This window comes from Nioella aestuarii (assembly GCF_050896395.1).
Classification (GTDB): Bacteria; Pseudomonadota; Alphaproteobacteria; order Rhodobacterales; family Rhodobacteraceae; genus Nioella; species Nioella aestuarii.
In genome coordinates this window covers 1-24534 of the sequence record NZ_JBPBBA010000048.1, presented here as the reverse complement: position 1 = coordinate 24534, position 24534 = coordinate 1, and the positions used below count along the sequence as shown (strand labels likewise).

Sequence of the window (24534 nt, the reverse complement as noted above, 5' to 3'; positions counted from 1 at the left end):
TCGCGCTCAGCCAAAGTCCGGTTTGTCGGGCCGCACCGCAGCGAAAAAGGCGATGGGTCAATGGCAGCTCTGGGCCGTCGACGTCGCTGAGAGCCGTGCCTGGCAACAAGATACTGCGGTCGCTCAGATGTCGGAATTGAGCCTCAGAGCTGTCAAATCACATACTAGAGTTCGATCAAAGAACCTGCACCTGGACGTTCGTAGCCAAATTCGGTTTGAAGGCGGGCTTGGATGTCGAACGATACACAATGAACGGGAAGAAGATGTGGGATTTTCTCTGTTCGGAACCATTCAATTGTTTCATTCACCGCAGGCTTCTCTTGATTGACCAGATGAAATCCGCCGATCACAGCGTACAAATCTTGCCCGGTAACTTCCTTGGCGTAGGTGCAGATATTGCAGATGCCGCTGTGTGAGCACCCTGTCACCACCACCGCTCCGCTTTCAGTCCGAAAGGCCAAAGCAGTATCGTCGTCCATCGGATCTTCGTAGTAGTAACCTCGCTCAAACGGTGTGACCCTCGGGATTTGGCCGAGAAAGAAAGCTCCCGGTGCAAACTCCAACGGATTTTGTGCTTCAACAACTTGGAAATCGGCGCTGATCTTCTGTTCAATCTCCGCGTATTTGTGAGGGAGATGACGATCAACCGGCTCGATAAAAGGATCTAGGAGTGCAGTCTTTACACGCGGGTGCAGAACAAGCTTTTTCTTTTGTGTGAAGGAGTGAAATAGCAAACCACGAGAATGGTCGCTGTGGAAATGGGACAGCGCTATTACATCCACTTTGTCCAGATCAATATGTGCGGTCTCGGCGTTTCGACGCCAAACATCGGACCAGCCCGTATCGAAGAGGATGTTCGTATCGCCGTATTCAATCCAAGCCGAGAATCCATATTCTGCCAGCCAGCAAAGGTCGGAAGCAAGGTTCTCGTTCAACAGCCGAATTTTCATATGACTCACCCTGCGAAGTTTGAAAATTGACTATCACCATAGCTGAACATCTCTCTAAGACGAAGATTTATAGATGTCAGGAACGTCCGCTTTACCGACTTTGGATAGTTGCCAGCTGGGGGACTGCTCTCGGCCCAAAGCGAACTTGACTGAAGCCATCCCAGAAGGACAGGATCACCAAGGTTATAAGCGTCTGAGAGGGCTAGACTCATGATCTACTTGGTGCGCCACGGCCAAACGGAGATGAACCTGCAGGGACGTATCCAAGGACAAGGCGATGCGCCTCTGACCGAGGCGGGCAGAACCCTGGCCTCAAAGATTGGGCAAAAATTGACGGAAGACATCAGCAATTCCAAGACGTGTATCTTTACTAGCCCACTTGGTCGAGCGGCCCAGACCGCAGCGATCATCGCTGACACTCTGCACAACGCGGCAAGCGTGATTGAAGATGAAAGGCTGGCGGAAGTGAACCTGGGCGAATGGGATGGTCTGACAATCGCCGATATCGATCAGGGCTGGCCAAACGCTCGCACCGCTACTCCACCAGGAGAGTGGTTCTTCCACGCGCCGAACGGCGAGAGCTTTGAAAGTTTTCGGCAACGCAATGCTGCATTCTTACGAGACCTCGCTAGTAACGATGCACCTATCAAGGTTCTTGTCACGCACGGGATTTCCGGACGGGTCTTGCGCGGCTTGCACGCCGGTCTGGGGCGACAGGAAACAGTGAACCTTCCTGTTCCCAACGAAGCCTTTTTCATCCTGAGCGACGATGGTTCCGTCAGAGAGATCGCGGTGACGTAGACCGACACAGTGTTTTGCAAGATGCTTGAAGCCAGAGACAGGAGGCCTCAATAGGATGAACTTGGAACTTGACCGGCCTTTGCGGTTGGCGCGAGACACAGACGCGGCCCAGCTCGCCGAGCTCGTGAATTTCGCGGGAGAAGGCCTGCCTCTCCACGTCTGGACTGGTCTCGCGAGCGATGGTCAGGACCCTTGGGATGTGGGACGCATGCGACAAGCCGAGAAGGCCCGCCAAGGCAAAATCGTGGTCGTGGACTACGGCGACGGTGTGGTTGCAGGCCTCACGGGGTATGAAATCGGAAACGAACCAGAGCCGATTGGCGAAGATTTCCTGGCCCTCTTTCGGCCTTTGCAGGAACTAGAAAACCTGGCTCTGCAAAGCTGGTACGTGAATGTTCTGGCCAGCTACCCCGAGCACAGGGGAAAGGGAATCGGCTCCCGACTACTCGACTTGGCCGACGACATCGGAAGATCCTGCGGCTTGTCCCGAATGAGCGTAATTGTCGCCAGCAACAATACAGGCGCTCGACGTTTGTATGAGAGGCATGGGTACGACGAAGTCGCCAGTCGACCATGCGTTAAAGAAGACTGGGACACGGACACGGAGCACTGGGTTCTGCTGATGAAGGAGCTATGAATTTCGCAGTCTGCATTGTCCGCACTGCCGACCTTCACCCTCCGAAAATGCTGCAAGGTAGACGAATGGCCGCTCTGGCGAAGCTGCGGCGCAGCGCTGACGACTACCGCGGATGGCCGGTTTGGGCCGAAACCAGATCTTCCGTGACCTGGAAGGGAAATATTTATCCGAGTGGACAACTTTCGAGCAGAGATCTTCTGCGACCAAGGTTCAGAGAACCAGTCGGCAGAGAAACAGAAATCAACTAACTGAAAATGTTAAATAAATACGCGAGCTCTTCGCCAAGTCGATTCTTGATGGGATCTTCTGGAAAACGAGCTGCCCTTTCTCGGCCCCACAAGAAAATCACGCGCAATAAGGGAAAAAAATCTGCGCGTGTTAGAGAGGCGGGTTAGTAACCGAAATGCCGTGGACTTTAGACCCACCCCCCCCCGCCACAGATAATCCAGGGAACCGGATCATAACCGCCCCCCCGAAACCAGCGCCACTGATAGGGACACACCAATGTCCCGCCTAACTCTTTGTATTTATATATAATTTCCTAGTGGCACAAGCAAAGATGGAAATGAAGTTACGTGGAGCTTTAAGGCCTTCTAGATATTAAGAATGCCCTCTGGGAAATCCATGTCCCACCGCTATGATATTTCACTTTTCGCTGGAAATTCAAACGGTTATTTGGGACCGACTTGTGCCTCGGTAGAACTACAGTTGTATAATTTCGGGGTCTTCGTCACGAAGCTTTCCAGCACCTCGCCCTCGTGATCAACAGCCCGCCAGAGGTAGTGACGTTCACCGTTGATCTTCACGAACATTCTTCGAGGTGCCAGCGCCATCGGCTGGATTTTATCCCTTCAATCCGCCGTTTTCGGATCTCCGAGGCGAACATCGGACCGAACCTGTGCGACCAATATCGGACCGTTTCGTGGCTGACATCGACACCCCTTTCATGAACGAGATCTTCGACATTCCTGAGCGAGAGCGGAAAACGGACGTAGAGCATCACCGCCAGACGGATGATCTCAGCTCTGGTCTTGAAGTGCTTGAAAGGACTGGGTTTGGTCATGCATGGACGCTAGCCAGCGCTCTGTCCCGCCTCAAGCGAAGTTCTCCTGACAAGGCCCGCGTGGCTTATCGAGCACAATGTTAAAATATCGATTTTATTTGACTTATGATATAAACATCGGTGAAAAGGCGTTGGGCGCGATCGTCACAGCCCCATGGAGGAGAGAGTCATATGCGCAACGTAACAAGGGAAAATATAACTGAGGTCTTCACAGGTTATTTCGGACCAGAAACTGATCCACGCGTTCGCGAGGTTTTGATCTCCTTGGCGACACACCTCCACGACTTTGCCCGTGAGGTAAATTTGACCCACGACGAATGGCGTGTAGGTTTGGATTTTCTCGAATGGGCCGGTCGCATCACTAACCCTGAACGGAATGAGTTCGTCTTGCTGTCCGATGTAATGGGCCTGTCCTCGCTCGTCGATATGTTGCATTCGGTGCCCGAAACGACCAGCTCCTCCGTGTTGGGACCCTTCCACGTCTCGAATCCGCCCCCGATGCCCATGGGTGGTGACCTCAAGCGCCATTACGAGGGTCAGGTCGTTTTGGTTCAGGGCGTTGTACGCGATCTGCGTGGCAATCCGATCCCCGGCGCTACGATCGACATTTGGCAAACTGCACCGAATGGAATGTATTCCAGCCAGGATCCGAAACAGGACATTCATTCCTTCCACGCCCTGATGACGGCAGATGAGAATGGCGGCTATGCCTTCACCACGGTTCGCCCGGTTGAATACACGGTGCCCAATGACGGTCCGGTTGGGAAGATCCTGGACGCTGCAGGGCGTCACCCATGGCGCCCTTCGCATCTGCACTTTATCGTCAAGGCCGATGGTTTCCGCTCTTTGGTGACCGAAGTTTTCCCAGATGACGATCCCTATCTGGATCAGGATACGGTGTTCGGCGTGCGTGATGACTTGGTCATGAAATATGTTGAACAACCGGCGGGCACCTTCCCCGAGGAAGGGTTCGCGCTAAGCGGTCAGGTTCCTGACGCCTATGCAAAGGTAGATTTCGACTTTGTTCTGGCAGACGGCTGAACATCCATGAATCGTAGATAAACGCGCCCGGTCGGGCGCGTTTATTCATTCCAGAAGCTCAGACAGGAATGCGCCGGTCCGGCGATAGTGGGTCATCAGTTGCTCGGCTGCGCCTTCGGCGTCGCGCATCACCGCGGCATCGAGGATCGCCTTATGTTCGGCCCCGATATCTCGCTTTTCATAGGATTCGGCTGTTCCCGCCAGATAACGGTAGCGCACGTTCAGGTCGTAAAGCTGCGAACAGAAACGCAACAGGATCGGTGAACTGCAAGCCGCCAAGAGGGCCATGTGAAAATGCTTGTGCAGCACCTCGAAATCTGGCGATTTGTCCCGATCAACCCGCGTCATGCGGTGATGAGAAAGGACCAGTGCTTCCTCCCATTCTTCGCCGCCGCGGGCGATGCTTTCACGCAAAGCAAGATCTTCAAGGTGGCAGCGCAGAGTGAGGATTTCCCGGAACTGTTCCCGGCTGGTCTGCGCCACTCGGAAACCGCGCTGATCAATGCGTTCAACCAATTGGTCAGATGTCAGTAGACTCAGGGCTTCCCGCACCGGCGAGGCACCGGTTTGCAGCGACTGCTTGAGCGATTCGACTTTCAGTCTTTCACCCGGCGCGACTTTGCCCGTGATAATCGCTTCTCGTAGCTCCAGATAGGCACGTTGAGTGGAAGACTGCGCGTTGTTTCCGGTATTTGTCATAGTATTCATGGGGCCATTGCTAGCAGAAACTGGCCCCAGCCTTCAAACAATATCGATATTTCGTCAAGAAAAATTGATCGAATTACCGAGTCCTAAAGGAATATAGGTATTTCTCAAAATGTAGGTTTTTTGTTGCCAAAGGAAAAAATATATGACAAAGCTCGCAAGAGAAACTTGGGAAACCTTTTGGGGGAAGCAAATGCGCGAGAACCATTTCGAAGACGGAAAATACTGGGTTAGCCCCTACAACTTTCTACCTGAAGTGCGGAACAACCTGGCTTTGCCACCACAAGTGCAGATCCACGACGCGACCCTGCGCGACGGAGAACAGACCCCGGGGGTCGTTTTTTCCGTCGACGACAAGTTGGCCATCGCTTCCAAGCTGAGTGAGGTAGGCGTGCAACGCATCGAGGCGGGCATGCCGGCGGTTTCACCTCAAGATGCCGAAGCGATCAAGAAAATTTCCGGATTGGGCCTCGAGTCAAAGATCTTCACCTTTGCCCGTGCAATGAAGAAGGACATCGACATGGCGCTTGAATGTGGCGCCCATGGCGTCGTGATCGAGGTGCCAATCGGATATCCGAAGCTGGTAACCCAGTTCGGCTGGACCTGGGAGGATGTGTTCAAGAAGAGCCGCGAGGTCATCAACTACGCGCGTGAATGTGGCCTCTACGCCGTGTTCTTCCCCTATGACACAACCCGAGCCCGCGCAGAAGATCTTGAAAACCTTTGCAAGGCGGTGATGAACGAATCCCCGCCCGATTCCATCGGCATCGTCGATACAATGGGTTGCGCCACCCCCGAGGCGATCAAATACATGGTCCGATGGGTGAAAGAGATGACCGACGGCCTGCCGGTTGAAATCCACACCCATAACGATTTTGGCATGGGCGTCGCTACCGAGCTGGCCGCCGTGACCGCCGGCGCCGAGGTGGTGCATTCCTGCGCCAACGGGCTTGGGGAACGGACCGGCAATGCGGCAATGGAAGAGCTGATGATCAGCCTCGACCTGCTCTATGGCTACGAAACCGGATTCAAGCTTGATAAGCTGCCAGAACTGGCTGAACTCGTCTCTGGCATCTCCAACATCCCGATTGCACGGAACAAGCCGGTTCTGGGGCACGGCAATTTCATCCGCGAAAGCGGGATTGGGATTCAATATGTGATGCATGATCCGCTGGTCATGTTTGGCACTCATCCGGCTTTGACCGGTCGCGCTGGCGAAGTCGTGCTTGGCAAGAAAAGCGGCAAATCCTCGATTCTCTACAAGCTCGAGGAACTGGGGATTGAGGCAGTGGCCGACGAGAAGATCAGTGATATTCTTGGAGCCGTGAAAGACAAGGGCATCGCCAAGAAGGATATCCTATCCGACGAAGAATTCGTCGAGATTGTCCGCGACATCGTGGACTGATCAAACGTCTTAAGGGGCTATGCGGTGGGGACCGCGTAGCCCCTTTTTGTCCGCATCACCTTCCTAAGAAACAGCCCGTTCCTCTGGCATGGGCGCCAAGGCGCAACCCAGTGTCCTGGCACGCAGTTGCAGGTTGGAGAGCACTCGCTGCCGATGTCGTTCATCGTAGGCAGCCGCTCCCTGATCCTGATATGTCATGCCATGGCGAATGGTGTTGTAGAACAGAACGGCAATCTTGCGTGCTGTCGCCGTGACCGCCTTCTGCTTGCCAATACGTAATGACAGCCGCCGATAGAACGCGCCCAAGGCCGTGTCGCTTCGGCCAATCGTGACGGCAGCCAGACGCAGAAGTGAAGCGGCGCGGCTGGAAGACCGGCGTGTCCGCGAGGATAGCAATTTGCCGCCGGAGATCTTGTTGCCCGGGGCAAGACAGAGCCACGACGTGAAGTGCTTTGCACTTTTCCAGGCGCTCAGGTCCGTGCCGCATTCGGCCACAAGCTTCAGAGACAGCGATGGCCCAAGCCCGTGGATCTGCGTCAGGTCCGTGCCCAACACCCCGTAAAGCGCGGCCCGAACATCGAAGGACGGCGCATTGTGCTGCCTGCCTTTGATCCGTGCCTTCGGCAGCGGAGCCAGATCAGCGTTCGCTCGGACGGTCAGCGCTCCAACCGCCGCCTCCAGCCTTCGGTCGCACGCCTCGATCCGTGCTTTGTAAAAGTCGTAAAGTTCCAGAGACTGGGCAAGAGCAAAGACGTGCTCCTCACGGTCGTTACCGACCAGTGCAGCTTTGATCGTATCGATTGAGGATTTGCAGCGGACATCCCGGAAAGCGGCAAGGGCATCCGGATCACGCTCGGCTCCAACGATGGCACGGATGATCCGCATGCCCGTCGCGCCGGTGGTGTCGGAGACGACATGGTGCAGTTGAAGGTTCATCTCCATCAATGCCTTCTGCATGTGTTGGATGTGAGCGGCGGAATACTCGGTGAGCCGTTCCCTTTGCCGCATGTAGGCGCGCTGGGTGGCGATCTCCGCCTCAGGGCGGAAACTGCCGTGGAGCAGGCCGTAGGAATGCAACTGGCGCAGCCAGCCCCCGTCGCTCACATCAGTTTTGCGGCCTGGCACGTTCTTGGCGTAGCGGACATTCACAAGGATGACCTCGAAGCCATGCGCTTCCAGGATCTCGAAGGCTGGTATCCAGTAAACGCCGGTCGATTCCATGGCCACGCTGGTGACGCCGCATGACTGGAACCAGTCGGCAAGGTCGTGCAAATCCTGTGTGAATGTCCCGAAGGCGCGCACTGGCATGATATCGGCGTCAGGGTTCACAGCCGCCATGTGCATCGTCGAGCCGATGTCGATCGCGGCCGCCTGAGGATTGACCATCTTCAGGTCCGGATGGTCGCTGGTCTTGGGCTTTGTCATGGCATCTCCTCCGTTCAAGGCGAAGGGCGCGGGCCATGCAAGTTTTTCATCTTCCGAACCGGGATCACCGCGATGGCAGCGTCACCACTCTCAAGTGCGTATCGGCCCATGTGCCACGTTTTTTAACGGGGTCCAGCCCACCAAAAAGCGATCGGCAACTGCCCTTCCGGTGCAGCATAGCACTAGCTGTCACTACCGCGCACAGGCGGGCTGCGGCCCGGAACAGTTTTTTTGCAGGTCACTCCTAAGGGGCAGCGGTTTGATTGACTTCACCGGCCAGTCCTCCGGGGACAGGTCCCGCAACCAGGCGGTTGCCTCTCCCAGCTGCTCGATTCTAGGAAATATTGGTCGGAAGTGAGGCAGGACGGCGCAGCAAGGCACGTACCTTATCCGCCGCATCGACCTTTCCCGAGCGGACATAAGCTTCATGCCGTCCTTCGACCGCAGATAGATCATAGAGATAATTCACCATGATCCCCGCGCTCTGGCGCATACCATTCTCTGACAGATCGGCAGAGGGGTTGATGCGATAGAGCTGAGCCCCGTTGCCAAGGTGAAAACGCGCCACCGGGTCGATGGGTTTGCCATCTGGGCGACTCTTCTCGAGAAAAAATTTCGCTGAGATATACTGCAGCGCCGGGTTCAGCGGCTCCAAGGAGTCGCCCTGCGGGGCAATGTTTTCCAATGCAGCGCAAAGGGCGTGTTCAAGGCTGTTCTCATCATCCTGATTCTTCATCCAGCGCATCAGACCCGGTACGGGCGAAAGCGTGACGAAGGTGCTCAAATTGGGCAGTGCCTCCCTGAGGTCCGCTGCGACCTGTTTGATCAAGAAATTGCCGAAAGAAATACCTGTAAGACCGAGTTGGCAGTTTGATATGGAATAAAACACGGCCGTGTCGGCCGAAGCGGCAGATAGTTTCTCGCGCTCGGGCTCAAGAAGTTCCTGGATCGAGCTGGGAATGCCCTTGGTCAGGGCAATCTCGACGAAGATCAGGGGTTCATCCGGCATGGCGGGGTGAAAGAAAGCAAAGCAGCGGCGGTCGTCAGGTTGCAGACGGCGGCGCAATTCATCCCAACTGTGAATCTCGTGCACGGACTCGTAGGCAATCACTTTCTCAAGGATATCGGCAGAGCTGTGCCAGTCGATGGACTCGAGAAGCAGAAAACCACGATTGAACCAAGACGTAAGCAGGTGGCGCAAATCCGCGTCCACACGTTTGAGGTTCGAGTCCTGTTTAATGAATGCAAGAAGGTCAGCGCGCATCTTAACCAGCGCCGCGGTTCCACCCGGGGCCGTATTCAGCCTCCGGAAGAGTTCCTGTCGCTGCGGCTCAGCCGCTTTGATCAGCTCGGCCAGCAGCGGAGGTGTCGCGTTTTCAGCATAGGCGGAAACGGCGGTTTGAAGACGATCGGTCTCCAGGTCAAATTCATCAGCTAGCAACTCGAAAAACTCACGCCGCGCGTCCATGTCCAGTGCCTGATACCCCTCCAGTACATCTGCGGCGAAGGCAATCGCGGAAGCTTCACCGCCAGTCGCCAGCAGCGCGCGGCAAAGGTCGGTGATTCCCCGAGCGCTTCCAGGCTGAAGGTGATCGCGATTCCTGAGCCAGTCGCTTCTATTGAAGATCGAGGACAAGAAGTCGTTGAAGCTGCCTCGGTTCATCATTTCAAACCCCATGTTCGCCATGCAGCCAACATAAAATCGTCTTAGCTACAACACAAACTAAAAAATCGATATTAATTGACCCATGCGCTCTCTCTCGATATAATATACGCAGATTGGGAGGTTATCGATGCTTACCGTCGAGAATGGGTGGGTTCCACGATTTCGATGCGAAGTGCGTTTTTTTCCAACAAACAGAAATACTTTGCGGAGAAATCCCTATGATCCATGCCGAAATGTCCCGTGAGGCCGCGCAGGCCCGCGTTCGTGAACTCAGGGGGCGAATTTCTCGTCTCTCTCCGGACGCGCTGGACATGATTCTGAGCGATGCCCGCTCCCATTATGCATGGAGCAACCGCCCAGTTCCCGAGTCGCTTCTGCGGGAGATCTTCGACATCACGATCCAGGGCCCCACCAGCATGAATTCCTGCCCTGCGCGGTTCTTTTTCGTCACCAGCGAGGAAGGCAAGGATCGGCTGGCGAAGTCGCTGAAGGCCAAGAATATAGACAAAATGCGAAGTGCGCCGGTCACCGCGATCATTGCTCATGATCTGGCGTTCTGGGAACGCCTGCCAGATCTTTTCCCGCATGAAGACCGCCGCCATCTGTTCATAGGCAAGGACGCCCATATTGAATCCACAGCGTTTCGTAACGGCACCCTGCAAGGCGCCTATTTCATGATCGCGGTGCGTGCCCTTGGCCTGGATGTTGGCGCCATGTCCGGTTTTATCAACGAGATCGTCGACGAGGAATTCTTTGCCGGCACGTCGCTGAAATCCAACTTCCTGGTCAATTTCGGATATGCCGATGAAAGCGCGCTTTTTGGTAAGTTGCCGCGATTTTCCTTCGACGATGTCTGCGAGATCCTGTGAGGCACCATGGCAATTGCGCGCCTCAAATCAACGGTCAAACTCAGGGCATTGGGCACTGGCAAGAGCCATGCGCTCTCGGAAATCTCCATTCGCAATCTGAGCTTTGTCATTGACGAACCGTTCGAGCGCGGTGGCTCGAATCTTGGGCCAACCCCGACCGAAACGGCACTGGCTGCCTTGGTCGGCTGCACCAATGTGATCGCGCATAAATGCGCCGCTGCCATGGGAGTCGATATCGGTGACCTGACCATTCGGGCTGTTTGCGAATTCGACCGGCGGGGTGTGACATTAACCGATGAAGTCGCTGTTCCATTTCAAAAAATCGTTCTGACCGTGACGGCTGACGGATCCGTCAGTCGGGACGATCTGAACCGAGTTGCCGTCGAAACTGCCAAATTTTGCCCGCTTTCCAAGCTCTTCCGGCAAGCGGGAACGATCATCGAAGAGAGTTGGAGCCCCGCGAGGTAATCACAATGAACCGCCAGCATCGGAGGGCTGGTCAAACGTCCAAAGGGAGGACCAAAGAATGAAACATCTCAATCGGAGACAAGTGCTTGCAGTTGGTGCGGCCGGTGCGGCTGTCGGCCTGACCGGTCTGCCGGTCCATGCGCAACAAACGCTTAATCTGGTGGCGATTGATGGCTATCCGGCCCGTGCCATGTGGGTGCAGGAGTTTTCGAATTTCTTCATTCCGCGCATGAACGAAGCACTGGCCGCAACCGGCAACTACGAGATCAACTGGCAAGAAGCCTATGGCGGTCAGATCGTACGCCCGCGCGGGGTTCTGGAGGGTATCAAGCTCGGTCTTGGTGACATCGGGATCGTCACCACGATCTTTCACAACTCGGCCCTGCCGAGCCAGGCCATCGCTGGCGTAACACCCTTTGTCTGTGCCGACGCCCGTATCGTGGCGCGCGCTGTGGACGAAATCGCAACCGAATTCCCGTCTACGATGGAAGAATATAACGCAGAAAATCAGGTATACTTGGCCACCGGAGTGGTCCTCGACACTTATCAGGTATTGTCGCGCAACGCGATCAACGGGGTTTCCGATCTGGAAGGTCGTCGCGTTGCCGGTGCGGGCGTGAACTTGCGTTACCTGGAAGGGATTGAAGGCGCCGCTGGCGTACGCGGTGGTCTTACCGACTTCTACGGTCTGCTGCAAAACGGCACCGTGGACGCAGCCATGCTGTGGCCGGAGGCCGCCAACACATTCAACATCGTCGAAGTCGCGCCCTACATGTTGCGCGCCGATCTTGGCGCCGTGAACTCCAAGACCGTTACGGTCAACAAAGACATCTGGGACAGCCTGCCCGAGGAGGTGCGTGTTGTGCTGCGTGACGTGGCTGTCGAATATCGTGACCATATTGCCAGCTTGGCGATGGATCGCGCCGCAGAGAGCCGCGAAGCGTTTACCACCGCGGGTGGAACCATCGTCGATCTTGCTCAGGAAGAGCGCGTCGCCTGGGCCAATGCTATGCCGAATATCGCCGTGGAATGGGCGCAAGCTCTCGATGCGGCAGGGAAGCCGGGTAGTGAAATGCTCCGCGCCTACATGCAGAAACTGCGTGATGCGGGCCAGACGCCTGCTCGGGACTGGGCCGCTGAGCTCGCCTGATAACAGTCGATGGGCATCGGGCAGCGGATGTTGCCCGATGCCGCCACTCAAAAACACTCCCCTATTAATGATGGTCATGGAGGCATGATGCCGGGCGAGAATTCTTCCAGAAACAGTAACGCTACGGGCATGTTTGCCCGAATCGGGCGGCCATTATCCTGGATGGCGCAATCCATGAATGCCTTGGGAACCCTTGTGGTGCTTGCCCTTGTTGTGGTCGTGAACGGCGATGCGATCTCTCGTAACGTTTTCAACTCACCTTTTCTGGGGATCGTAGAGGCCGTTCAGTTTTCCATGGTCCTGATCGTCTTCATGCAACTGCCCGATGTGGTTCGTGTAAACCGCCTGACCAGATCAGACGGTTTTCTAGCCGTGTTGGCTGAGCGCCGCCCTGGAGTTGCTCGGCAGATGGCGCGCGTAATTGACCTGATGTCAGCCGCGTTCATGGCGATGATCGCCTACACGATGTACCCCGAATTCATCGAAACCCTGCACAATGGCCGCTATATCGGCGTGCCCGGCATCTTCACCATGCCACTTTGGCCGACCAATCTGGCGATTACCGTTTCCGCATCGGTCTGCACCGCGCTGTTTCTTCTGAAAGCCATTACCGGCAAACGGCGCCCCGAACTTTTATATCTTGAGGAGTCCGGCGCGTGAGCCCGTTTGAAATTGGTTTGATCTCGGTCATCGCCATTGTCGCGATGATCTATCTTGGGGTCTATATCCCCGTCGCTCTGGGCTTGGTTTCGGTCATTTCGGTGTGGATCATTCGCGACAATCCCAACCTTGCGTTGAACCTGCTAAAATCTGCCGTAGGCGACTCTGTCAGAGAATACGCTTTCGCGACAATACCGCTCTTCACCTTCATGGGCTTACTCGTGTCAAAGGCCGGTCTAGGGGCCGACATCTATGCCGTTATGAACCGGATATTCTACAATATCCGCGGCGGGGTTGGGATGGCAACGGTCGGAGCAAACGCGGGATTCGCCGCGGTAACCGGATCGTCCATTGCCTCGGCATCGGTCTTCGCCAAGGTGGCTGTGCCCGAGATGTTGAAGCTGGGTTACACCAAGCGGTTTGCCGTTGGCGTCGTAGCGGGGTCTTCTGTTCTTGGAATGATCATCCCGCCATCGGCGATGCTGATCATCTATGCCCTAGTCGTTGAGCAATCTGTTGGTGACATGTTCCTGGCCGGGGTGGTTCCGGGCCTGTTGCTGACCTTGGCCTATATCGTTGCCATCTTCCTGATGGGTCGGCTTACGCCACGTTTTGTCGGTGGAAATGCGATTGAAGGAGGCAGCGTGGCCGAAAAGCCAACCGTCACGCAATCGCATATGGTCGGTTTCATCGCGACCGGAGGATTGGTTCTGGTGGTGCTTGGAGGCATATATACCGGCTACCTCACGCCCATCGAATCCGGTGCGGCGGGCGCGGGGCTTGCCCTTATAATCGCGCTTTTTCGCGGCAGGGTGACCCTCGGCGGCTTCTGGTCCGCCCTGCTGGAGACCGGCCATATCACGGCGGCGATCCTTTTCCTCATCACAGCGGCGTCTCTGTACCAAAGGATGCTGGGGATGGCTGGCCTGCCCAACGCGATGGCGGATTTGCTGATGACCTACAACCTTGGCTTCACCGAAGTGATGATCATCTATGTCTTATTGATGATCTTTCTCGGCACGATCCTGGACACTGCCTCGATCATTCTTGTGGTTGTTCCATTGTTCCTGCCACTGGTTGAACCTCTCGGCGTCAGCCTTGTCTGGTTCGGCATCGTCACGGTCATCGGAGCTGAGATCGGTCTGTTGACTCCCCCGCTCGGGATCTCCTGTTTCGTCATCAAGTCGACGCTGGACAATCCTGACATCACGCTGAAGGACGTCTTCATGGGTGCGCTACCGTTTGCGTTTATCATGTTGCTGGTCTTGATCGTGATCATCAGCTTTCCGGCACTATCGATCGCGATCCTCGGATAAACGAGAAACAATCGATAACGAGAAACAGAACCGGCCCCGCGCGTTTGCTCGGGGACGGTGCTCAACTGCCTGCACCAAGGTCGCGGCGTTTTAACTGCACACCCAGCGCGGTGGAAGGTAATGAAAGAATGCAATGAAGGACAGGCTTCGAGGTGGAAGTCACTTGCCTAGGCAAACAAAATCGGCCCCGAACCGTAGTCCGAGACCGTCTGTCACCGGGTTATGTGGGAGGTGTCAGACCAGGCGTGCCGGACCCGTGGAAAAACCAAACCGGACATTGAAGCCTCCCTCATTGATGAGCCACCGGCGCAGCTCGAATTTTCGGGCACCCGATGCGTGCATCGGGTCCGCCTCGGCAAGTGCGACCGCCTCGGCCATGTCGGCGGCCTTCAGAATGATACTTCCGCCGATGATTTCACCGCCCTCGGTATCCGAGATGGGTCCAGCGAGCAGAAGTTTGCCTTCTGCCTCCAGCTTGGCCTGATAGGCCAGATGATCGGGCATCACCTCGGGGATCTTCGATCGATCCGCAATCAGAGTCGTGACCTGGAACACCTCGAACCCCATGGCGCCGCGGTCGCGGGCCTTCATGCTATAGTCTGTGAAATCCATCTGAATATTCTCCTTGCGATGCAGTTTCAGTCCCTGGCTGGGATGCCTCTTTCGGTGCCCGGCGCCGCGTCCCGAGTCGTCACCCCATCGATCAGAACGAACATGATGGTGCAGGGCTCGGTCCCCCGATTGGCCCAGGCATGGTTGGTGCCCCGCTGTATGACGACATCGCCCGCTTTCAACAGAACATCGTCCTTTTCCTCGTCCATCAGCATCCAGATCTCGCCACATAGCACGATGGCATAGTCGACGCTGTCGGTGCGGTGCATCCAGGGGTGACGGCCACCCTGAACGACATTGGCGCCCGCACCCATCTCGGCAAAGGCGGCCGCGCCATCTTCACTAGAAAGCCTGGCCATCACCTCGGGATCCTCGGGCATGAATTCCACACATCGGAAAACCGACCCATTCCTGGGTGGATGCAGAATGAAATCACCTGTGCAGGTTTCAGTCGGGCCGTCATATTCGGCAGGCGTTCCGTCAGTCAGCCAGAAATTGGTCAGGCGAACTCCGGGCCGGTTGGGGCGTTCCAGAAACTGATGCGCGATCATGTCGGATTCGATGACGGCGACCCCATTGGCGTCATGGCCCGTAACCACACGGCGAAACTCTCGTGCCATTCGACGATTCTCCTTATCTGATATTCTGGGTTTGTCTTGGGAAGGTACGATCGGCGGCGATCAACATCACCAGAAGGATGGCGCCAATTCCGGCGGTTATCCAGCCCTGGAACAGCAGGCATAGCCCGGCGACACCGAAAGCTGCACGCATTGGCAGCGTCAGTTTTGACGTGAAACATCCGATCACCGCAATCGCGAAGGCGGCAATCCCGGCAAAGCCAGTCACCACGGCAGCTGTGTTGTTTGTGATCGAGTCTTGAAGCAACAGCCCCGGACCGTAGACGAATGCAAAAGGCAGAACGAAGCTGGTGATCGCATAGGCTGCGGCTGTCCAGCCGACCTTGTTGATATTCGCCCCAGCGATACCGCCCGCCACGTAAGAGGCCAATGCAACCGGAGGCGTAATGGTGGAGATGCAGCCGTAGTAGAAGACAAAGAAATGCGCGGTCAGCACCGGCACATCCATACGCACCAGGGCCGGAGCAACGACTGTCGCAAGGATCAGATAGGCCGCCGTCGTCGGCAGACCCATCCCGAGGACAATCGAAGTGATCATTGTGAAAAACAGTGCAAGGAAGAGATAGCCATTCGACGCCGCATCGATCAGAAGGGCAATCTTGGAGCCAAGCCCGGTGACCCCGAGGATGCCCGCGATGATACCAGCGGCGGCACAGGCGGCCGAAATGGTAACCACACCCCGGGCACCTTCCGAAATGCCCCCTGCGACTTTCTCGAAGAACTCCCAATCAATCTTGCGGCGCCAGACGATGTCGAGACCAAGCAGGGCCGCCATCGCCCACATGGACGCCATGAAGGGCGAATACCCAATCAGCATCAGCGTAATCAGCGTGCCAAAAGATGCAATGAACGGCGCGCCCTCAAACAAAACCCGCCAGATCGAACGCCTGTCCACCTCCCCTGCCGGGTTCGCTTCGCGTGGCAGAATGTTTGATTTCACGGCTTGCAGGTGGACCACGAAAAATGCCGACCCGAAGAAGAGCAACGCCGGAAGGATCGCCGTTGCCATGACTTCTGTGTAGGGCACACCCACTATCTCGGCCATGATGAAAGCCGCTGCGCCCATGACGGGTGGCATCAGTTGCCCCCCGGTCGACGCGACGGCTTCGATCGCGCCTGCCTGATGGGGCTCATAGCCCTCACGCTTCATGATCGGGATCGTGACAGTGCCGGTCACGGCTACATTGCCAGCGGCCGAGCCGGACACCATGCCGATCAGGGTTGAAAAGAGTACGGCAGATTTGGCGCTTGCGGCGCGCAGGCCGTGAGTAAGGCGAACGGAAACGTCGAAGAAGAAATCTCCGGCCCCGAAGCGCGACAGAAGCGAACCAAAGATCGTGAAGACGATGATATATGTCGCGGCAACCCCAATCGGGATACCAAAAACGCCCTGTGTACCCGTGGTTAGGACCAGAACGATACGGTTCAGGCTATAACCGCGTCCCTCCAGAACCCCGGGCAGGAATTCACTGACGAAAGGGTAACAAAAGAATACGAAAGTGATCGAGGCAAGGATGAGGCCGACTCCGCGTCGGGCGGCTTCGAAGACGAGGATAAGGATCAGAAAACCGGCGTAGAAATCCTCTGCCTGGGTGATGCCGCCGCTGAAGGCGATCGGTTTCCACCGGTGCAGCAGCCAGGCACATGCGGCCACCGTGGCAAGGATCAATCCGGCATTGAGGATGAGGTTGAGTCTGGTGCCCTCCAACTTGCGGGTAACAGGCTTCAGCGCGAACAGGAGACAGAAGGCCAACATCAGATGAGTGATGCGCATTGGCATTGTCGAGACTGACAGAACGCCAGAGACTACGAAAAGATGATAGGCGCCGAAACCAAAAGCCGCCACGGCGATGGCGACTTCTTTTCGGAACAATTCGGGCAGTTGGATGCGGGACATTCTGGAACCGTGATCTTGATTGGGACAAAACACGATAGGCAGGCCCGAAAGCCCGCCCAAAGTTTCATGCTTAGACGTTACCGGGCGAAGTAGCGTTGAGCGCCCTCATGCAACGGAATGGCGAGGTCGAGCGACATGGCGGGGTCAATCTGGCGCGCATTTGCATTCTCGGCCTGGAATTCTTCAAGGTTGTCGAAAATCGCCGCGGTAATTGCCTCGACGACATCCGCATCCAGCGAGTTCGGCGCGACCAGCATGTTGTTTACACCAATCAAGGTTCCGGGCGCTTCTGTCCCATAGACGTCAGCGGCGATCTCGACGCTGACATAGGCAGAATTGGCTTCCAGCGCCTGCTCGAGCATCCCGTCTGAGAAGCTGATGAAACGCAGGTCTGCGCCTGCAGCAGCCTGCATGACAGCGCCCGCAGGGTAGCCCGAAAGCGCGAAAGCCGCGTCGACAGTACCATCGGTCAGCTGACTGAAGCCGTCGGCATAGGATACGAAGCTCGGCGTAATGTCCTCAAGCGACATGTCATGCAGCGGCAGCAGGAAGTTCATGAAGCCAAGAGTGCCTCCCCCGGCTGGCCCCACAGCGACGCGCATGCCGCGGATATCTTCAATGGTTTGGATGTCGGAATCCGCGAGAACGACCATGTGCAGAACACTGGGATGCAAGGCCGCAACGGCGCTCATGTCGATTTCGCCAGCAGCGCTGTAGGGGCCGCGGCCATTCACGGCCAATACGGCCAGATTGTTGTTGGTGATCGCGATTTCCACCTCACCGGTGTGGATCAGGTTCGGGTTCTGAACTGACCCGCCTGTGACCACCGGTACCATGGAAATATCTCCGCCAGCATAGGCATTGACCAAGTTGGAAATGCTTTGACCCATCGGGTAAAAAGCGCCCCCAAGGCTGGCAGTGCCGATGCGAAGTTCTTCAGCGCCTGCGCCTAGTGTGCTTGCAGCAACGACGGCGGCGGCAACAATTGGTTTGAGTGTCTTGTGCATGGTTTCCTCCCAGAAAATTCACAACTCACTATACCGAAAATATCCTCTGAAAACAAATATAATCGATATTTTTGCGAAACATTCGATAATGCCCACTCCAGACCGGGGGTGTCCATGGGTTAGAAACTCGACAGAAAAAAGAAAACCACCAAGACCGCGTAACACATCAGCGCATAATGGCCGTTCCACTTCCAGGTCAGCTTCGTCGGGGGAATCCCGCAGGTCGAAGAGATCAACAGGGTCGCGGTGGCATTGGGCGATGCCGTCATGCTCAGCGACCATCCAGCACTTAGTGCGAAGACGATCTGTGTCGGGGTTGCCGGAAGATTAGGGATAGCCTGAAAGACCTCACCTAGGAACACAACAATCAGGATCGGGCTTAGAGCGACCTGGCCCCCAATCGTGATAAGAACCGGAAGCATGGCCAGAAACAGCCAACTTGGCATTGCGGCCAAGTTTAGTTGCGTAGCGAGATCGCTGACCGGCAGGATCATCGCGGCAGCACGTCCGATGAACCCTGAAAGCCCAAGCGCAATCGCGTTGCGCGCAAGGCCAGGCGCTGCCGCATCCTGAATGGCGAAGATGTCACCCAAACGCCATACTATTTCCGGTTTGCCTGTTGCGGTTCTGCTTTGCACCAAAAGCCAGACCGCTGTGGTGACCGGCGCGACGAACAGCAGGGCTTGCGCAACGGTGAAGCCCATGAGCGCCATAAGGCCAAAGGTTCCGGCGACAAGGGTAGCGCAAACCAACGTCACGATCGCAATCGAACGCTTTGGCAAGGTAGGGTCGCCGCCTGGACTTGGTCTTTGCTTCAAGTGGCGCCACTCATATTTGTCGACGGCGCGTCCAAGCAGGATAAAAACCGCTGAAGCCCCCAGCCCCGTCCCAACGAGAAGCGAGTAGTTCACTCCGCTGAAGAGCGTCAGTAGAACAGCTTGCGAAAGCGTTGTCGGCGCCCAAAGCAAGATCCAGCTAAAGCCACGGATCAGCCCGGTGATCTGCCGACGTTCCAGGTCAGGGTCAATCTGGCCTCCATCGTCCCTGGTCCCGTTCTGGATCAGCGGCGCCAGCAGGCTGACCGCACCAAAGTTCAGGAAAACCCCCATCAGGTGGCCTCCGACAGCTATGGCAAAATACCTGCGCCCGGGCGGACGTGTTGTCAGGTATCGACCTACCTTCAAGACGGATCGGGATCTGGCAGCCGCTTCCTTGATCAAGGTCAGCGCGATAATGAAGGCCGCAAAAAAGGCGGCGAGATCCAAAGCATCAGAAAGGCGGGCAGGAGCATCAGGTCGAGGACCGGCCGCGATGGTCAGGGTGACCGCCACGACGAAGAGCAGCCATTCACGCAAACTGCAGAACTTCAGCCCGAACACGCAGAGCACGACAAAGAAGAGTCGAGTGAACTGCGCTATGGGATCGGCAATGGACCCGTTGGCAATCAGCCCCAGGCCTACGGCCACCACAAGACCGAAAATTGCAACGCCTACTACGCGCGTTAGGCTTAGCGAGAACGTCATGGCTCTCTCTCCTTGCCTCCTTCATGTTTATCGATATTATTAGATATTGACAGGAAAAATAGACAAACGGGAGTAAACCGGTGCCGAATTATTGGGTCAGCCTCAGCCGTGAAACGGATCCGGATCGTGTTGAGGAGGACTCTGAGACCATTTGCGAAGCAATCTGGGTCGAGCGTGGGCGGGCAGAAATCGATGGCCTGCCCCTGCGCCACGGTGAAGGATGCTTCGTCAAGGGCACTCCGGATGTCATCAATGCCGATGGCAGCGCAGGCATCATGCGTTTCGCGATCCGCAATGCGCCCTTGACGGAAACGGCCGCAGTCCTTGGGCAGGAGCAGATTGAAGTTCCGGCAGGTCCCGCTCTCATTCGCTTGGATCAGGTCACATTTCCTCCCGGCGCGGTTGCCTATCGGCACATCCACCCCGGACCGGGGTTTCGATATCTCTCGACCGGAAAACTAGAGGTGATTTCGGATACCGAGACACATCAGATGACCGCAGGAAAATGCTGGTTCGAACCGGCAAACTCGCCCGTTCGGGCCGTCGCCAGCACCGAACACGCGATGACCCGGTTCATCCGGTTGATGGTCCTGCCTGTGGCTTATGAAGGCATTGCGACGATAAACATTCTGGATCCCAAAGACGCCCAAAAACCCCGCCTTCAAGTCACGCATCGAATTTTTGATCAGTTCGTGAACTTGGATCAGTCGGGGTAAAAGTCGGTCAACGAAGAGCTGCGCCATTCCGGGTCGGGCTCGACCGGTTCCGATCCCAGATCGGCAGCGTGAACCCCCTTGATGGCGCAGTATTCGTCTTTCTCGGAGGTATCACCGCTGATACCCACGGCGCCAATCGTGACCCCCTCGGCATCGCGCACCAGTACGCCACCAGGCACCGGAATCAACCGCCCTTCGGCCGCCGCCGCAAGCGCCGTCTGAAAGACCGGGCGTTTCGACAAGCGGTCACGGATCAGGCGGCTGGATATCCCCATTCCAAGCGCACCCCACGCTTTGCCAAACGCCACGTTGAAGCGCATGATGCCCGAGCCGTCTTCGCATTGCATGGCCACGATCTTACCGCCCGCATCCAGGACCACCACTGTCAAGGGCAGCATGTCCTCTTCCCGGCCGCGGCGCAGAGCCTCAGCAATGATCGTATTGGCCTTTTCCAGCGGCAAGCTGACTTGGATACGCATCTTCGGACCTCCTTCAGTCCAACAACTCGGGTAGCCAGGTAATGACTTCCGGGAAGAATATTAAAACCGCGATTGTTAGGACATCGGCGATGAAGAACAGGGCGATACCGCGGAACACGTCGGTTAACGGAATGTCAGGACGCACACCGTTCACGACAAAACAGTTCAGACCGATAGGCGGCGTGATCAGGCAAACCTCGGCCATCTTCACGACGATGATACCGAACCAGATCGGCGCCATGTCGCCCGATACGCCGAAAGCGCTTTCGGCAGCAGTCACATACTCTCCACCGTTCAGCGCGATCATCGCCGGGTAGACCACGGGCAGAGTAAGCAGCAGCATCCCAATCGCGTCCATGAACATGCCCAGGACGGCATAGCCAAGAAGGATGCAGATGAGAATGGCCATGGGCGGGACGTTCAGGTCCAGTATCCAGCCGGTAAAGGCCTCGGGCAGACCCGAGAAGCCAAGAAAGCGGACGAAGATCAACACCCCCCAGATCAACGAGAAGATCATGACGGTGAGCTTGGCACTCTCCATCAACGAGTCCTTGATGGCTCCGATTTTCGCGCCGCTGAAGACGGCAATTCCGAACACGACGGCGGCACCAAGAGCACCTGCCTCGGTCGGGGTCGCCCAGCCACCGTAGATGGCAGAAACGATGATCAGGACTACCGTAAGAATTGGGGTAATGCCCGGTATGGATTTGACCCGCTCTGCCCAGGTGAACCCACCGACTGATGGGGCGTGGCCCGGCTTGACCATTGCCCAAGCCACAATGATACCTGCATAGATAAGCGCCGAAACAAGACCAGGCAGGAAACCGGCAAGCAGAAGCTCACCCACCGAGGTTTCGACGATGATCGCGTAAATCACGATAATTGCCGAAGGCGGGATCAGCGTGGCAAGAGTGCCCCCTGCCGCAACGACGCCCGCCGACAGTTTTCGGTCATAGCCGAATTTCAGCATCTCGGGAATAGCGACACGCGAAAACACCGCAGAGGTCGCAGTCGAGGCACCCGAAACGGCGGCAAATCCCGCAGTTGCGAACACCGTGGCGACGGCCAGACCGCCGGGTAGCCATCCCAGCCATTTACGAGCGGTGTCAAAAAGCTTTTCGGTCATTCCCGCGTGGAAGGCCATGAAACCGATAAAGATGAACATCGGCAGCACGCTAAGCGCATAGGTAGACGATTTGGCATGCGGAATGGTGCCGATGATGCCTGCCGCAGAGCGCCAGCCGAGAATTTCGATGAGGCCGAAGAGACCAACGAAAGCCGCAGCGAAAACCACACGCACGCCGATGAACACTAGAGCCATCAGAAGTCCGAGGGCGATGAGCCCGACCAGAAATGGGTCGGAGAAACCAATTCCAAGGATCATTCGTTGACTCCCCGTGTGTGCAGGGTTTCGGACTCCTCCGTGCCGCCCATGATGTCCTGGATTTCGTCTTGTGCCTGCTCGGCCACTTCCTTGTGGACGACAACTGCAATCGTTTCGGCATCCGGGCTCCGAAACATTCGGATGGAGCCCCAAAGCTGCACCGAAAGTCGAAGAAACCAGATCGAGAATGCCACTGGTACAAGAAGCTTGGAGGGCCAGACAATGTATTCGGCGTCGATTGTAGTATCGCCCAATGTATAGGCGCGCCAGAAATGCTGCGCCCCGTACCAGATCAGAACGCCAATGATGAACAGCCCAACCAGCGTCGCAATGATTTCGAGCGACCAGAGAGCTCTTCCGCTCATCCGCCCGACCAGCAGGTCCATGCGGATATGTGCGCCAAGCCGTTGGCAGTAGGACGCGCCGAGGAATGCCATACTGGCCATCGAAAGCTGGACAAGGTCGATATAGCCGTTGATGGGCGCATTGAAGATGGTCCGCAGCACGATCTGGCCGACCCCGAGGAACATCAAAAGAAGAATGGCGATCGCCGCTAGAAAATTTGCTGCATCCTCGAACGGTATCAGGACCCGATCGGCCCATCTGAGCGCGCCAGAAGCCCTTTCGTTTGGCATGTGACGCCCCTCTGCTTAATTGAGTATCAAGTTCGATGAACGAAGCGGGCCATCTGGCCCGCCTGAATTGTTCTACTGTGCAGCCTCGGCTTCCGCAGCGTATTCCCAAACGGCATCAAACAAGCCCTGAGCGTCAAAATCATCCTGATTTTCCGCGATCCAGGCTTCCCAGACCGGACGGCCCGCAACTTCGCGGAATTCTTCGAGTTGGTCGTCCGAGTAGATCACCTCGACAAGGTTTTCGCGGAAGGCAGGCAGGTTGATTTCATCCTGCGCGGCATAGGCAGCCTGCTGGATTTCCATGATCCTTTCGCGCTGACTCATCAGAAGGTCCTGATACTGCGGCGGCAGGGCATCATAGGCCGTCCGGTTCAGAACCCAGCCACATTCGGAAGTGCCCGGCGTCAGGTTGGAGGTGAACCAGTCGGCTTCTTCGTCAATGCCGAAAGCGACATGGGCATAAGTGAAGGGGAAGGCTGCGGCGTCAATCGCACCTCGCTGGAACGCGGTTGAGGTCTCACCGGCTGGCAACGACTGCCGAACGGCGCCAAGCGCTTCCATAGCGCTGCCTAGGCCGCCGCCGGCACGAACACGCAGGCCATTCCAGTCGGACAGGTCTGTCGGTGCATCACCTCTGCCGAGTATCTCATATTGCGGCAGCAGGCCCGAGACGTAGGGCATCGCATTCCAGCGCGCCATGTCAGCGACAATGGCTGGGTGCTCCATCAGACGCGCGCGGACCTGACGGTCAATTTCCGGATCACCAAGCGGCAGGAAAGGCAGCGAAAACACCATCCAGGCCGGGTTTCTGCCCGGGTGATAGAAGTTGCAGATTGCGGCGCCTTCAAAGGCGTTCACGGCCAGCCCATCTAGGTTTTCGCGCGCCGACGACAACTGACCACCGTAAAAAATCTGGATGCGGAAATTGCCACCGGTTTCTTCCAGAACATGTTCGGCCATGGCTTCCATGCCGGCTGAAAGTGCCCGCGGGTTCCCCCACATGGAGATGCGCCAGAATACTTCTGGGCCTTCGACGCTCTGAGCAAATGCAGCGCCTCCAAGAAGCGACATGCCGAGTGTGGCGCCAGCCACGAGTTTACCAAAGAGTTTCATGGTTCCCCCCAAGAATCAGCAAGAAGCACCGAATTATGATGCATTTCACCGTATCTACTACTTTTATCGATTATTTAAAAGCATTTTCACTAAAATCGTTATAGCCAAGCGATGCTTCCTCTAAGCTCGCAGATTGAGATCGCGGTGTTTTTGTCATGTTCCAAAGTCCTGGCGCAGAAGAAGCTCGGTCGGAACTGCCAGTTCGGATCGGCGTCGAACAAGCAGAGCGCTGTCTGACGTCAGCGCCTATGGGGTCAAGTGGCACGGCTGAAACTCTAGCGGTGATGTGAACCACGATGGCTGGCCTGATCTGACTGGTCCTCTTTGATTGTTAGTGCATTGTTGGCGTGGTTTCCATCGTGACTATGGTTTCT

23 protein-coding genes and 1 pseudogene are annotated in these 24534 nt (G+C 56.4%); 10 read left to right on the top strand and 14 right to left on the bottom strand.

Annotated features, from left to right (window positions below; translation table 11 throughout):
• Positions 1 to 164 precede the first annotated feature (164 nt).
• Complete coding sequence (locus ACROHD_RS18825) at positions 165 to 950, bottom strand: MBL fold metallo-hydrolase (protein ID WP_432679955.1); 786 nt, start codon at positions 948 to 950, stop codon at positions 165 to 167.
• Between the two features lie 210 nt (positions 951 to 1160).
• Between ACROHD_RS18825 and ACROHD_RS18820 the strand changes: the two genes are divergently transcribed.
• Positions 1161 to 1751, top strand: coding sequence for a histidine phosphatase family protein (locus tag ACROHD_RS18820; RefSeq protein ID WP_432679954.1), 591 nt, complete (start codon positions 1161 to 1163; stop codon positions 1749 to 1751).
• Positions 1752 to 1806: 55 nt separating this feature from the next.
• A complete protein-coding gene (locus ACROHD_RS18815) occupies positions 1807 to 2388 on the top strand; it encodes a GNAT family N-acetyltransferase (RefSeq protein ID WP_432679953.1) in 582 nt (193 codons plus the stop codon).
• Between the two features lie 725 nt (positions 2389 to 3113).
• Here the strand turns inward: ACROHD_RS18815 and ACROHD_RS18810 are convergent.
• A pseudogene (locus ACROHD_RS18810) lies at positions 3114 to 3451 on the bottom strand (IS6 family transposase); the annotation flags it as partial.
• 171 nt (positions 3452 to 3622) lie between these two features.
• On the opposite strand from ACROHD_RS18810, the gene ACROHD_RS18805 reads away from it, so the two are divergent.
• On the top strand, positions 3623 to 4492 hold the full coding sequence (locus tag ACROHD_RS18805; protein ID WP_432679952.1) for a dioxygenase family protein: 870 nt from the start codon (positions 3623 to 3625) through the stop codon (positions 4490 to 4492).
• Between the two features lie 45 nt (positions 4493 to 4537).
• Here the strand turns inward: ACROHD_RS18805 and ACROHD_RS18800 are convergent, their stop codons facing one another.
• Complete coding sequence (locus tag ACROHD_RS18800) at positions 4538 to 5191, bottom strand: GntR family transcriptional regulator (RefSeq protein WP_432679951.1); 654 nt, start codon at positions 5189 to 5191, stop codon at positions 4538 to 4540.
• A gap of 199 nt (positions 5192 to 5390) precedes the next feature.
• Here ACROHD_RS18800 and ACROHD_RS18795 point away from each other — a divergent pair, with 199 nt between their 5' ends.
• Positions 5391 to 6602, top strand: a complete 1212-nt coding sequence (locus ACROHD_RS18795; RefSeq protein WP_432679950.1) for a LeuA family protein — start codon at positions 5391 to 5393, stop codon at positions 6600 to 6602.
• A gap of 63 nt (positions 6603 to 6665) precedes the next feature.
• On the opposite strand, the gene ACROHD_RS18790 is transcribed toward ACROHD_RS18795, so the two are convergent.
• Together ACROHD_RS18790 and ACROHD_RS18785 are read right to left on the bottom strand one after the other, a co-directional pair.
• Positions 6666 to 8027: an IS110 family RNA-guided transposase gene (locus ACROHD_RS18790; protein ID WP_432679949.1), complete on the bottom strand. Its 1362-nt coding sequence runs from the start codon at positions 8025 to 8027 to the stop codon at positions 6666 to 6668.
• 334 nt (positions 8028 to 8361) lie between these two features.
• Complete coding sequence (locus ACROHD_RS18785; protein WP_432679948.1) at positions 8362 to 9714, bottom strand: malonyl-CoA decarboxylase; 1353 nt, start codon at positions 9712 to 9714, stop codon at positions 8362 to 8364.
• Between the two features lie 122 nt (positions 9715 to 9836).
• Between ACROHD_RS18785 and ACROHD_RS18780 the strand changes: the two genes are divergently transcribed.
• Genes ACROHD_RS18780 through ACROHD_RS18760 form a run of 5 tightly spaced genes read left to right on the top strand, consistent with a single transcriptional unit; the run spans position 9837 to position 14156 of the window.
• Positions 9837 to 10562: a malonic semialdehyde reductase gene (locus ACROHD_RS18780; RefSeq protein ID WP_432679947.1), complete on the top strand. Its 726-nt coding sequence runs from the start codon at positions 9837 to 9839 to the stop codon at positions 10560 to 10562.
• A gap of 6 nt (positions 10563 to 10568) precedes the next feature.
• Positions 10569 to 11030: an OsmC family protein gene (locus ACROHD_RS18775; protein ID WP_432679946.1), complete on the top strand. Its 462-nt coding sequence runs from the start codon at positions 10569 to 10571 to the stop codon at positions 11028 to 11030.
• A 58-nt stretch (positions 11031 to 11088) separates the two neighbouring features.
• A complete protein-coding gene (locus ACROHD_RS18770; RefSeq protein WP_432679945.1) occupies positions 11089 to 12180 on the top strand; it encodes a C4-dicarboxylate TRAP transporter substrate-binding protein in 1092 nt (363 codons plus the stop codon).
• Between the two features lie 9 nt (positions 12181 to 12189).
• On the top strand, positions 12190 to 12840 hold the full coding sequence (locus ACROHD_RS18765; protein WP_432679944.1) for a TRAP transporter small permease: 651 nt from the start codon (positions 12190 to 12192) through the stop codon (positions 12838 to 12840).
• On the top strand, positions 12837 to 14156 hold the full coding sequence (locus tag ACROHD_RS18760) for a TRAP transporter large permease (RefSeq protein WP_432679943.1): 1320 nt from the start codon (positions 12837 to 12839) through the stop codon (positions 14154 to 14156). Before ACROHD_RS18765 ends, ACROHD_RS18760 begins: the two co-directional genes overlap by 4 nt.
• Positions 14157 to 14390: 234 nt before the next feature.
• On the opposite strand, the gene ACROHD_RS18755 is transcribed toward ACROHD_RS18760, so the two are convergent.
• The 5 genes from ACROHD_RS18755 to ACROHD_RS18735 form a co-directional block, all read right to left on the bottom strand.
• Positions 14391 to 14768, bottom strand: coding sequence for a YciI family protein (locus ACROHD_RS18755; RefSeq protein WP_432679942.1), 378 nt, complete (start codon positions 14766 to 14768; stop codon positions 14391 to 14393).
• Between the two features lie 26 nt (positions 14769 to 14794).
• Positions 14795 to 15388 carry a cupin domain-containing protein gene (locus ACROHD_RS18750; protein WP_432679941.1) on the bottom strand — a complete coding sequence of 198 codons (594 nt, stop codon included), beginning with the start codon at positions 15386 to 15388 and terminating at the stop codon, positions 14795 to 14797.
• Between the two features lie 13 nt (positions 15389 to 15401).
• Positions 15402 to 17303 carry a TRAP transporter permease gene (locus ACROHD_RS18745; protein ID WP_432679940.1) on the bottom strand — a complete coding sequence of 634 codons (1902 nt, stop codon included), beginning with the start codon at positions 17301 to 17303 and terminating at the stop codon, positions 15402 to 15404.
• A 77-nt stretch (positions 17304 to 17380) separates the two neighbouring features.
• On the bottom strand, positions 17381 to 18310 hold the full coding sequence (locus ACROHD_RS18740) for a TAXI family TRAP transporter solute-binding subunit (protein WP_432679939.1): 930 nt from the start codon (positions 18308 to 18310) through the stop codon (positions 17381 to 17383).
• Positions 18311 to 18429: 119 nt separating this feature from the next.
• A complete protein-coding gene (locus tag ACROHD_RS18735) occupies positions 18430 to 19833 on the bottom strand; it encodes a hypothetical protein (protein ID WP_432679938.1) in 1404 nt (467 codons plus the stop codon).
• 80 nt (positions 19834 to 19913) lie between these two features.
• Here ACROHD_RS18735 and ACROHD_RS18730 point away from each other — a divergent pair, with 80 nt between their 5' ends.
• Complete coding sequence (locus ACROHD_RS18730; RefSeq protein WP_432679937.1) at positions 19914 to 20549, top strand: cupin domain-containing protein; 636 nt, start codon at positions 19914 to 19916, stop codon at positions 20547 to 20549.
• Here ACROHD_RS18730 and ACROHD_RS18725 read toward each other — a convergent pair.
• The 4 genes from ACROHD_RS18725 to ACROHD_RS18710 form a co-directional block, all read right to left on the bottom strand.
• Positions 20537 to 21028: a GlcG/HbpS family heme-binding protein gene (locus tag ACROHD_RS18725; RefSeq protein WP_432679936.1), complete on the bottom strand. Its 492-nt coding sequence runs from the start codon at positions 21026 to 21028 to the stop codon at positions 20537 to 20539. The genes ACROHD_RS18730 and ACROHD_RS18725 overlap by 13 nt on opposite strands.
• Before the next feature lie 13 nt (positions 21029 to 21041).
• Positions 21042 to 22412 carry a TRAP transporter large permease gene (locus ACROHD_RS18720; protein ID WP_432679935.1) on the bottom strand — a complete coding sequence of 457 codons (1371 nt, stop codon included), beginning with the start codon at positions 22410 to 22412 and terminating at the stop codon, positions 21042 to 21044.
• Complete coding sequence (locus tag ACROHD_RS18715) at positions 22409 to 23047, bottom strand: TRAP transporter small permease subunit (RefSeq protein WP_432679934.1); 639 nt, start codon at positions 23045 to 23047, stop codon at positions 22409 to 22411. Before ACROHD_RS18715 ends, ACROHD_RS18720 begins: the two co-directional genes overlap by 4 nt.
• A gap of 72 nt (positions 23048 to 23119) precedes the next feature.
• Positions 23120 to 24160, bottom strand: coding sequence for a type 2 periplasmic-binding domain-containing protein (locus tag ACROHD_RS18710; protein ID WP_432679933.1), 1041 nt, complete (start codon positions 24158 to 24160; stop codon positions 23120 to 23122).
• Positions 24161 to 24534: the final 374 nt, after the last annotated feature.

What these genes read in the sequence shown, in the direction of transcription:
- ACROHD_RS18825 (WP_432679955.1), bottom strand. Translation starts at nt 950, where the DNA reads ATGAAAATTCGGCTGTTGAACGAGAACCTTGCTTCCGACCTTTGCTGG.
- ACROHD_RS18820 (WP_432679954.1), top strand. Translation starts at nt 1,161, where the DNA reads ATGATCTACTTGGTGCGCCACGGCCAAACGGAGATGAACCTGCAGGGA.
- ACROHD_RS18815 (WP_432679953.1), top strand. Translation starts at nt 1,807, where the DNA reads ATGAACTTGGAACTTGACCGGCCTTTGCGGTTGGCGCGAGACACAGAC.
- ACROHD_RS18805 (WP_432679952.1), top strand. Translation starts at nt 3,623, where the DNA reads ATGCGCAACGTAACAAGGGAAAATATAACTGAGGTCTTCACAGGTTAT.
- ACROHD_RS18800 (WP_432679951.1), bottom strand. Translation starts at nt 5,191, where the DNA reads ATGACAAATACCGGAAACAACGCGCAGTCTTCCACTCAACGTGCCTAT.
- ACROHD_RS18795 (WP_432679950.1), top strand. Translation starts at nt 5,391, where the DNA reads ATGCGCGAGAACCATTTCGAAGACGGAAAATACTGGGTTAGCCCCTAC.
- ACROHD_RS18790 (WP_432679949.1), bottom strand. Translation starts at nt 8,027, where the DNA reads ATGACAAAGCCCAAGACCAGCGACCATCCGGACCTGAAGATGGTCAAT.
- ACROHD_RS18785 (WP_432679948.1), bottom strand. Translation starts at nt 9,714, where the DNA reads ATGGCGAACATGGGGTTTGAAATGATGAACCGAGGCAGCTTCAACGAC.
- ACROHD_RS18780 (WP_432679947.1), top strand. Translation starts at nt 9,837, where the DNA reads ATGGGTGGGTTCCACGATTTCGATGCGAAGTGCGTTTTTTTCCAACAA.
- ACROHD_RS18775 (WP_432679946.1), top strand. Translation starts at nt 10,569, where the DNA reads ATGGCAATTGCGCGCCTCAAATCAACGGTCAAACTCAGGGCATTGGGC.
- ACROHD_RS18770 (WP_432679945.1), top strand. Translation starts at nt 11,089, where the DNA reads ATGAAACATCTCAATCGGAGACAAGTGCTTGCAGTTGGTGCGGCCGGT.
- ACROHD_RS18765 (WP_432679944.1), top strand. Translation starts at nt 12,190, where the DNA reads ATGGGCATCGGGCAGCGGATGTTGCCCGATGCCGCCACTCAAAAACAC.
- ACROHD_RS18755 (WP_432679942.1), bottom strand. Translation starts at nt 14,768, where the DNA reads ATGGATTTCACAGACTATAGCATGAAGGCCCGCGACCGCGGCGCCATG.
- ACROHD_RS18750 (WP_432679941.1), bottom strand. Translation starts at nt 15,388, where the DNA reads ATGGCACGAGAGTTTCGCCGTGTGGTTACGGGCCATGACGCCAATGGG.
- ACROHD_RS18745 (WP_432679940.1), bottom strand. Translation starts at nt 17,303, where the DNA reads ATGTCCCGCATCCAACTGCCCGAATTGTTCCGAAAAGAAGTCGCCATC.
- ACROHD_RS18740 (WP_432679939.1), bottom strand. Translation starts at nt 18,310, where the DNA reads ATGCACAAGACACTCAAACCAATTGTTGCCGCCGCCGTCGTTGCTGCA.
- ACROHD_RS18735 (WP_432679938.1), bottom strand. Translation starts at nt 19,833, where the DNA reads ATGACGTTCTCGCTAAGCCTAACGCGCGTAGTAGGCGTTGCAATTTTC.
- ACROHD_RS18725 (WP_432679936.1), bottom strand. Translation starts at nt 21,028, where the DNA reads ATGCGTATCCAAGTCAGCTTGCCGCTGGAAAAGGCCAATACGATCATT.
- ACROHD_RS18720 (WP_432679935.1), bottom strand. Translation starts at nt 22,412, where the DNA reads ATGATCCTTGGAATTGGTTTCTCCGACCCATTTCTGGTCGGGCTCATC.
- ACROHD_RS18715 (WP_432679934.1), bottom strand. Translation starts at nt 23,047, where the DNA reads ATGCCAAACGAAAGGGCTTCTGGCGCGCTCAGATGGGCCGATCGGGTC.
- ACROHD_RS18710 (WP_432679933.1), bottom strand. Translation starts at nt 24,160, where the DNA reads ATGAAACTCTTTGGTAAACTCGTGGCTGGCGCCACACTCGGCATGTCG.